The sequence below is a fragment of the Elusimicrobiota bacterium genome (assembly GCA_041658405.1).
Taxonomy (GTDB): Bacteria; Elusimicrobiota; UBA5214; order JBBAAG01; family JBBAAG01; genus JBBAAG01.
This window is the reverse complement of sequence record JBBAAG010000110.1, coordinates 1-7,982: the sequence shown is the minus strand read 5'-3', so window position 1 is coordinate 7,982 and position 7,982 is coordinate 1. Positions and strand designations below refer to the sequence as shown.

At 44.9% G+C, this 7,982-nt stretch carries 7 protein-coding genes and 1 tRNA gene; all 8 read left to right on the top strand.

Annotation, left to right across the window (positions count from 1 at the left end):
- Positions 1–7 precede the first annotated feature (7 nt).
- Positions 8–154: an OmpA family protein gene (locus tag WC955_12560; GenBank protein MFA5859885.1), complete on the top strand. Its 147-nt coding sequence runs from the start codon at positions 8–10 to the stop codon at positions 152–154.
- 41 nt (positions 155–195) lie between these two features.
- A complete protein-coding gene (locus WC955_12555) occupies positions 196–984 on the top strand; it encodes a PASTA domain-containing protein (GenBank protein ID MFA5859884.1) in 789 nt (262 codons plus the stop codon).
- Positions 985–1,027: 43 nt separating this feature from the next.
- Positions 1,028–1,114 (top strand) — tRNA-Ser (locus WC955_12550).
- A 125-nt stretch (positions 1,115–1,239) separates the two neighbouring features.
- Positions 1,240–2,700: a reverse transcriptase domain-containing protein gene (locus tag WC955_12545; protein ID MFA5859883.1), complete on the top strand. Its 1,461-nt coding sequence runs from the start codon at positions 1,240–1,242 to the stop codon at positions 2,698–2,700.
- An 86-nt stretch (positions 2,701–2,786) separates the two neighbouring features.
- Positions 2,787–3,185, top strand: a complete 399-nt coding sequence (locus tag WC955_12540; GenBank protein ID MFA5859882.1) for a hypothetical protein — start codon at positions 2,787–2,789, stop codon at positions 3,183–3,185.
- Positions 3,182–3,988, top strand: a complete 807-nt coding sequence (locus tag WC955_12535; protein ID MFA5859881.1) for an EFR1 family ferrodoxin — start codon at positions 3,182–3,184, stop codon at positions 3,986–3,988. Before WC955_12540 ends, WC955_12535 begins: the two co-directional genes overlap by 4 nt.
- A 48-nt stretch (positions 3,989–4,036) precedes the next feature.
- Positions 4,037–7,141, top strand: coding sequence for a glycoside hydrolase family 2 TIM barrel-domain containing protein (locus WC955_12530; GenBank protein ID MFA5859880.1), 3,105 nt, complete (start codon positions 4,037–4,039; stop codon positions 7,139–7,141).
- 59 nt (positions 7,142–7,200) lie between these two features.
- The coding region (locus WC955_12525) for an Ldh family oxidoreductase (protein MFA5859879.1) at positions 7,201–7,982 on the top strand (782 nt) is incomplete at its 3' end.

Below are 7,982 nucleotides of genomic sequence, written 5' to 3'. Positions count from 1 at the left end.
ATGGGCAATCTATAGCCAGCTTGTTAAACGCGGGGTTGATCCTAAACGGTTATCCGTAAAAGGTTGGGGGTCAATGAAACCCATAGCGTCAAACAAAAATAGTGTGGGCCGCGCAAGGAACCGGCGTGTAGAAATTATTATCTTAAAAGATTAATCATAGTAATATTTAGGAAATGTAAAGGAGTAAAAAAGTTTATGGACCAGCAACAACAACCGCAGCCGCAGGTGCATTTTTCGGGTGGGGCAAAACCTCAATCCGGAGTGTCAATTGTATCCGTGATTCTTGTGAGTTTCTTTATGTCAGCCCTGATCTCCGTCGGGACGTTTGTTTTGTGTTTTCTGTTCTTAGCGCCGGTGATCACACCGAAGATAAAAGTACCGAACCTTGTCGGAATGACGCCTGACGCGGCACAAATGATGATGCGCAGAGAAGGGTTATCCGTTGTAGTGGATAGCGAAGAAGAAAACGGTGAAGTACCAAAAGGACAGATCGCGGTACAGCGCCCGCAGGCAAGTTCTGAACTCGCACGGGGCGGGACAGTAAGCGTTGTTGTAAGTAAAGGCCTTGAGATGGTTATGATCCCGAAAATTGAAGGGATGGACTCAGCGGTTGCGCGGCAAACCCTTGAAGGAGCAGGCCTTGTGGTCAGCGCAACGGAGAAAGCGCCGTCTGCGGATATTCCTGAAGGTAAAGCCGTAGGAACATACCCTGTAGCGGACCTCAAGATAAAAAAAGGTACGCCGGTAAAGATTATTATCAGTGAAGGCCCGAGGAAGGTTACGGTGCCGTCATTAATAAAAAGTACGTTAGACGCTGCGTCGTCAAAACTTATGTCCTCCGGGTTAAAGATCGGGGAGATTAGAAAAACGTGTGATATAACAAAAGAGTTCGGGATTGTTATCGGCCAGTCGCCCGTTGCGGGTAAACAAGTACCTGCTGGCTCGACTGTGAACCTTACAATAAACGAAGAAGAGAAAGAGTAGGGTTGGTTCGTAATTCTGCTCTGCCTGAAACTGCGTATTCGACGGAGAGGTGCTGGAGTGGCCTAACAGGCACGCCTGGAGAGCGTGTGTCGCAGTAATGCGACCGTGGGTTCGAATCCCACCCTCTCCGTTTTTCATATTTGTCATCAAGAAAATGTGTTTTTATTGTTTTGAAATCTTGACTAAGGTCCTTTGATACTATAGTTAATATTCCAGATTTCTTATATTCAATAAAAATAGTAGAATCTATTCTGCATGGAAAACATTGATACCAGATTATTTTGGGAAAAAGTATACCACGAGACGGAGTTATACAAAACAGCGGTACGGTTATATACTAACCCGTTGTTTAACTGGCGGAAAGCGTTGACCGTATCTACCGATACCAGGACATTCTACGATTTCGCGAGAAACGGCCTCCGAAATATCGATGGGATACATAAAAGGTTGACGAACCATCGGTTTGTTTACCGGCCAGGGCTTGCGGTACGGCATAATTTTAATGGTAAACAGCGGAATATTTATATTTATCCCTGGGAAGAACGCCTGGCTGACCTATTATTATACCGTATACTGAACAAATATCTGGATAAACACTTTTACCGCGGGTCATACGCTTATCGCGTAAAAGGGTATGGTGTTGACCGGTGCCAGAGATACATCGCAGCAGCGCTTCAGTCATCAAAAATGCCTGTATACGTTATCAAACGCGATATCCAGGAATACTTCGCATCTGTGGACCACAAAATATTGTTCTCAATCCTTGAAAATTATATACCACCCGGGGATTATCTGTGGCAGCTCGTGAGTGAACGCGTTAAGTTTAAGTATTTCAACGAAAACGGGGAAGTAACAACCGCGGAGAAAGGTATACCGTTTGGGACGGCAATCGCGTGTGTACTGGCAAACATTTATTTAACCGGGTTTGACCGTAAACTAAGTGCTGTACCGAATACAAAGTATGTGCGGTACTGCGACGATATTATTGTGCTCTCAAATGAACCCGCACCAGCGTATGCCGCAGCTGAACTGTTTGATAAATGCCTGGCTGAACTTAACCTTGTAAGTAAACCTAAACATACCAAAAACGTTTTGTTTACGCATGATAACCGTAGTGACGGGATGTTTGTTAATTCAACACGTATACGGCATCTTGGGCTTGAGTTTGATATCAACAAAAAAACACGCCTTTCCCGTGATAAGTTCAGGAAAATATGTAATATATTCCGTTACGCGTTCCGCAGGTATAAAAAAAGTTTTTTTAAATTTAAGAATATGGATAAACGACTGGAGTTAGCTATACGTATCGTGAATAATACAATATCCCGCGGGATACGTAATGTCGCGATAATAGATTATTACCTGAAACACGTTAATGATGAGGGACAACTTAAACTTCTTGATAGATGGCTGGCGGAGGAAGTGTTGGCGTTAGTCCTGAACAAAGGGCATAAGAAAGGTAATTTCAGGGTTATTAGTTATCAAACCCTGCGAAAACATGGGTTACCGTCATTTTTGCATCGCCGAAGGTTAATCCTTCACGGGCATATTGACGCACCGTTTTTTGTATGGAAAAATAGCTGTAGAATTAAGAAATATTCAGGGGCGGTTGCCAAACTTTCTTCCAAGAAGGTTTTCTCTCCATACCCAGAAGCAGCAGCAGGGTTAACCAAACTTAGTGAGAGAAAAGTACTGCCTGTAGATGGGCGCAATTGAAGAATTACACCATAAATGGTGTATTTCGTTTACCTAACCGCTCCTGAATTGAATACAATATTAGTCAGCGGAGGAGATTATCTGGTATGAACATTTTAAAAGTGTTGTTTACAACAGTTGTGGTGTGCCCGGAATGCAGGACAAAATCTGCAAAAAAGTATTTTAGTAAAATCAGTTGCCTTAACCACAGGTGCAGTAAGTTTGATCAGCAGTACTATCTTGAAAACCAGGCCGCACCGAGGAAGCACGGGGAGGAAACGGTATACAAAAAGTTTGATGGGTCGTTTGAACCCGAGAAAGTGGTGGTTATTAGATACCGTAATTACCAGGGTGATGACCGTGAGTTCAGAGCGGATGCCAACTCTCTGCAGATGAAGAAAAATCATGTCAGTGTATGTGTTGCACCAACGGGTGAACGGTTGACACTGTCACGTGATTATATCCAAAACATTACTGAAGTAGAAAGGTTATTGCCTAATAAATGAATAACGCTGATACCAACAAAGTATTAATATTGTATTTCACAGGGACCGGGAATTCTAAGCGTATAGCAGATATCGTAAAGGATGTTTTTACTGAAATCGGACGTGAAGTAACTCTTGCGTCAATGACGGTGTTCAGCCCGGAAGATGTTTCAGAATACCCGTTGATAGGGATCGTTTATCCTGTCTACGCGTTTGACGCTCCTAGGTATGTTCAACGTTTTATCCGTATGCTGCCTCCTGCTGCGCAGGGGACTAAAACTTTTTTGATTACCGCCGCTGCAGGGCAGGAAGGGTGGGCGTTGGTTAATCCCAGGAAGTTATTGGAGAAAAAGGGGTATGAAGTGTGTAATACCGCTGTAGTAATGATGCCGGAAAACTGGGTGACGTTCGTTGATCCACCAGTAGGGAGTGTGCTTGAGAAAATCCTTACCGCCGGTGAAAAACGGGTTAAGGAAATCGTGAGGGATTTTATCTGTGGTAATAATTATAAGAAATCTTTAGCGTTACACGGGATTAAGAAGGTTGTGTTCGGGTTTGTACGGTTTGCATTCCATAATATCGGTATCAAACGGTTGTGGATGTACTTCCGGGTTAATAATAAATGTACTTCCTGCGGGATATGCGCTCAACAGTGCCCGGTTAATGCTATAAAAATGGTGGACGAAAAACCGCAGTGGTCACGTTTATGCGAGCAGTGTATGCGGTGTATGAACCTGTGTCCTGAACAAGCAGTGGAACAGCTTGAATTCCTCGGGCATGCGAGTAAGCGCGGGCGGTATTGTGAACCGCATTTTGTGCCATAATGTTTTAAAATATCTTTTTGATAAATATTTAGGAGGGTATAGGTTTTAATGAGTAATACATTTTTGCGTAATGACTGGGAGAACCATCAACTTACTGGGATTAACCGTTTAACGCCGCATGCGTATTTGCCGTCGTATTCTGATATTAAATCCGCATTACGCAGTGAGTACCGTAACGATAAAACAAGGTTTCTCTCTCTTAATGGTGAGTGGAAGTTCGGGTACTACCAGTCACCGTTAGTGGTACCGGAAAAGTTTTGGCTGGAAAAGTTTGATGATAAAAAATGGGATTCACTGAAAGTACCGTCAATGTGGCAGATGCGGGGGTATGGGTATCCGCATTATACCAACGTTCAGTACCCGTTCCCGGTAGACCCGCCGAGAGTTCCTACGGATAATCCTACTGGGTGTTACCGCCGCGGGTTTACATTACCTCCTGCAATGAAGGGTAAATGCGTATCCCTGCGGTTTGATGGTGTGGATTCCGCGTTTTATGTGTGGCTCAACGGAGAAAAGGTGGGGTTCAGTAAAGGCAGCCGTCTAACCGCGGAGTTTGATATCACAAAACTTGTTCGTATAGGTGAAGAAAACGTTATTGCTGTTCAGGTGATGCAGTGGTCCGACGCGAGTTATCTCGAGGATCAGGATATGTGGTGGCTAAGCGGTATTTTTCGGGATGCGTATATTGTCTCACAAACAAGTGAGGATATCGCGGATGTGTTCATCAAAACTAAGTTATCCCCGAAGGATGGTTACCGCGATGCGGTTATCACTGCGGAAGTTAAACTTGAGGGGTGTGAGCATAACGAAAAAGTGTATGCGTGGTTATACGAAAACCGTGGGGGTAGTGGTGGTGAGAAGGTTATTGCTGAATTAAAAACAGATGGGATAAATTTACTTTCCGCGAAGTTGTCTAACCCGGGAAAATGGACTGCGGAAACACCGGTACTTTATACCCTCGTTCTTGCGTTGAAGGATAATAACGGGAAAAGTATTTGTTATAAATCCGTACAGGTTGGTATCAGGCAGGTTGAGATCGTTGATGGTAAGATTTTGGTTAATGGTAAACCAATATTTTTACGCGGGGTGAACCGCCATGAATGGCATCCCGTAGATGGCCGTGCGTTGTCATACGATACTATGGAGCAGGATGTTAAGTTAATGAAAAAGTTCGGGGTTAATGCTGTACGTACCTCGCATTACCCGCCCCACCGCGAGTTTTACCGTCTTTGTGACGAGTACGGGTTGTATATGATCTCAGAATGCGATCTTGAAACCCATGGGTTTGGGTATGGGTCTAACCAAAACCCGTCAATGTGGCCTTCATGGGAGGATGCGTTTGTTGACCGTATGCAGAGGATGGTGGAAGAGTATAAGAATCATCCATCCATAATTATGTGGTCGCTCGGTAACGAAAGCGGGTACGGGTGTAACCACGTAGCTATGGCGCGGTGGACAAAAAAACGGGATAATACGAGGTTGCTGCATTACGAGAATGATTATGAAATGTCAATCACTGATATTATCAGCAGGATGTACCCCGCTCCACAGGTGTGTGTGCAGTTGGTTCAAAAATATGAGTATAAGTATCCAATGATTATGTGCGAGTACATACATGCAATGGGTAATGGCCCCGGGGGGATTAAGGAGTATTTTGAAATGTTCGACGCTAACCCGCAGGTACAGGGTGGGTTTGTGTGGGAATGGATTGACCACGGGGTTAAACAGGTTAGGAAACAGGGTAATAAAACATGGTATGCCTATGGCGGTGATTTCGGGGATTATCCTAATGACTACAATTTTGTTATTGACGGATTAATGTTTCCGGACCGTACAGCGTCACCCGGGATGATAGAATACGCTAAATGGATTGAACCTGTCCGCGTGAAAATACTTTCAGGGAAAGGGAATAACGGTTTCACCATTGAGAACCGTTATGATTTCCGTACACTGTCGCATCTCGATGGGAAGTGGTGCCTCCTGGAAAACGGTGTGGTGGTAGAGTCCGGGGTATTGCCCCGGATGGATACCCCGGCACGCGGTGAGGAGGAGGTAAGAGTAACGTTCAAGCATAAGTTTAACTCAAAAAGTTGTGAGGCTGAATATTTTATTAATTTCTACTTTACCTCACGTGAAAATACACGTTATGCTGTGAAAGGGCATGTTATTGCCAGTGAACAGTTAAGATTAAATACGCAGGCCGCTGGTAAACGTTCTTCATTACCTGAAATTTGTGTAAAAAATACGGGGAATGTTGTGGTTGAGGATGAGAAGCATAGTGTTACAGTGAAATCCGGGGATATGGTATTAAACTTTGACCGTGTGCATGGGCAGTTAGCGGAAGTTACCTATGCCGGGCAAAAGGTTATTACTTCCGCGATAAAAGCTAATTTTTGGCGTGCAACAATAGATAATGATCGCAGGGATGACGCTCCCGCAGGGTTACGGAAACAGTGGTTAGCTGCTGGGTATCACAACTTTGTTGAACGCTTGGACGGTTTCGATATTGTCCCGGGTACCGGTAAAAACAAGGGGAAATTCGTGAGCGTTAATATCGGTACAACAATGGGTGTCCCAGTCTTCCGGCATAAGGTGGTTTGTAACTACAAATACAACATTTATAATACCGGTGAGATTATTCTGGAGTTCAGCGGGATGCCGATAGGGTTACCCATAAATTTACCCCGGGTTGGAATTGTTATGGAACTCAATAAAAAGTTGTGTAACGCGAAATGGTACGGCCGCGGGCCGGGGGAAGCGTATAATGATAGTGAGTACGCGAACGAGTTCGGGATTTATAGCAACACAGTTGATGGATTGTTCACAAACTACATATACCCGCAGGAGAACGGTAACCGCCGGAGTGTGCGCTGGGCGGAGTTCAGGATGGATAAAACTGGTAATGCAAATATACCGTGTCTTAAGTTAACCGGTTACCCGGAGTTTGACTTCAACGCAAGTTATTATACCGTCAAGGATATTGATGATGCAAAGCATACGTATGACCTCGTAAAACGCGATTTTATAACGTTAATCGTTGATCATAAACAATGCGGGCTTGGGACGGGTAGTTGCGGGCCTTCGACGTTTGAGAAGTACCGCGTGCCAATCGTGCCGTTTAAGTTTGTTTTGGGATTAAAAGTTGGGAAGTAAAAAAAACCGGTTTTTTTAGTAAAATAAGTGGTTGGGATTTAAGGGAAGGGGTTTTTTTAATGGTCATAGTTTCAAAAGATGTTAAATGGGTAAAGTTCGAAGTTGCGGAAAAGTTTATGGTTGACGTATTCCAAGCAGTGGGAGTGCCGAAAGCTGATGCGGAAGTCTGTGCGGAAGTTCTCATCACAGCGGACAAGCACGGGATTGACTCTCACGGGGTGGGACGGTTCAAGCCTATATACATTGACCGTATATTGCAAGGGATACAGAAGCCAGTGACAAAGTTTGACGTTGTTAAAGACAGCCCGGCAACCGCGGTTATCGATGGTAATCACGGGATGGGGCACGTGATCGGCGTGAAAGCTATGCAGATGGCTATCGATAAAGCTAAGAAGTATGGGATCGGGATGACTGTTGTGCGTAACTCGACGCATTACGGTATCGCAGGATATTATCCTCTTATGGCAATCAAAAACGGGATGGCGGGGATGACAGGTACTAACGCCAGGCCGTCAATCGCGCCGACCTGGGGTGTGGAGAATATGCTGGGGACTAATCCGTTAACGGTAGGGTTCCCTTCTGATGATCCGTTCCCGTTTCTTATAGACTGCGCAACGTCAATTACGCAACGCGGAAAAATTGAGATGTACGACCGCGCGGGAATCGAAACTCCTGCGGGGTTGGTGATCGACGAAAACGGGAATACCCGGACGGATACTAAACAAATCCTTATTGACCTTACCAAAGGGAAAGCAGCGCTCACGCCGTTGGGCGGGCCCGGGGAAACGCTTGGCGGGTATAAAGGGTATGGGTACGCTGCAGTAGTCGAGATAATGTCCGC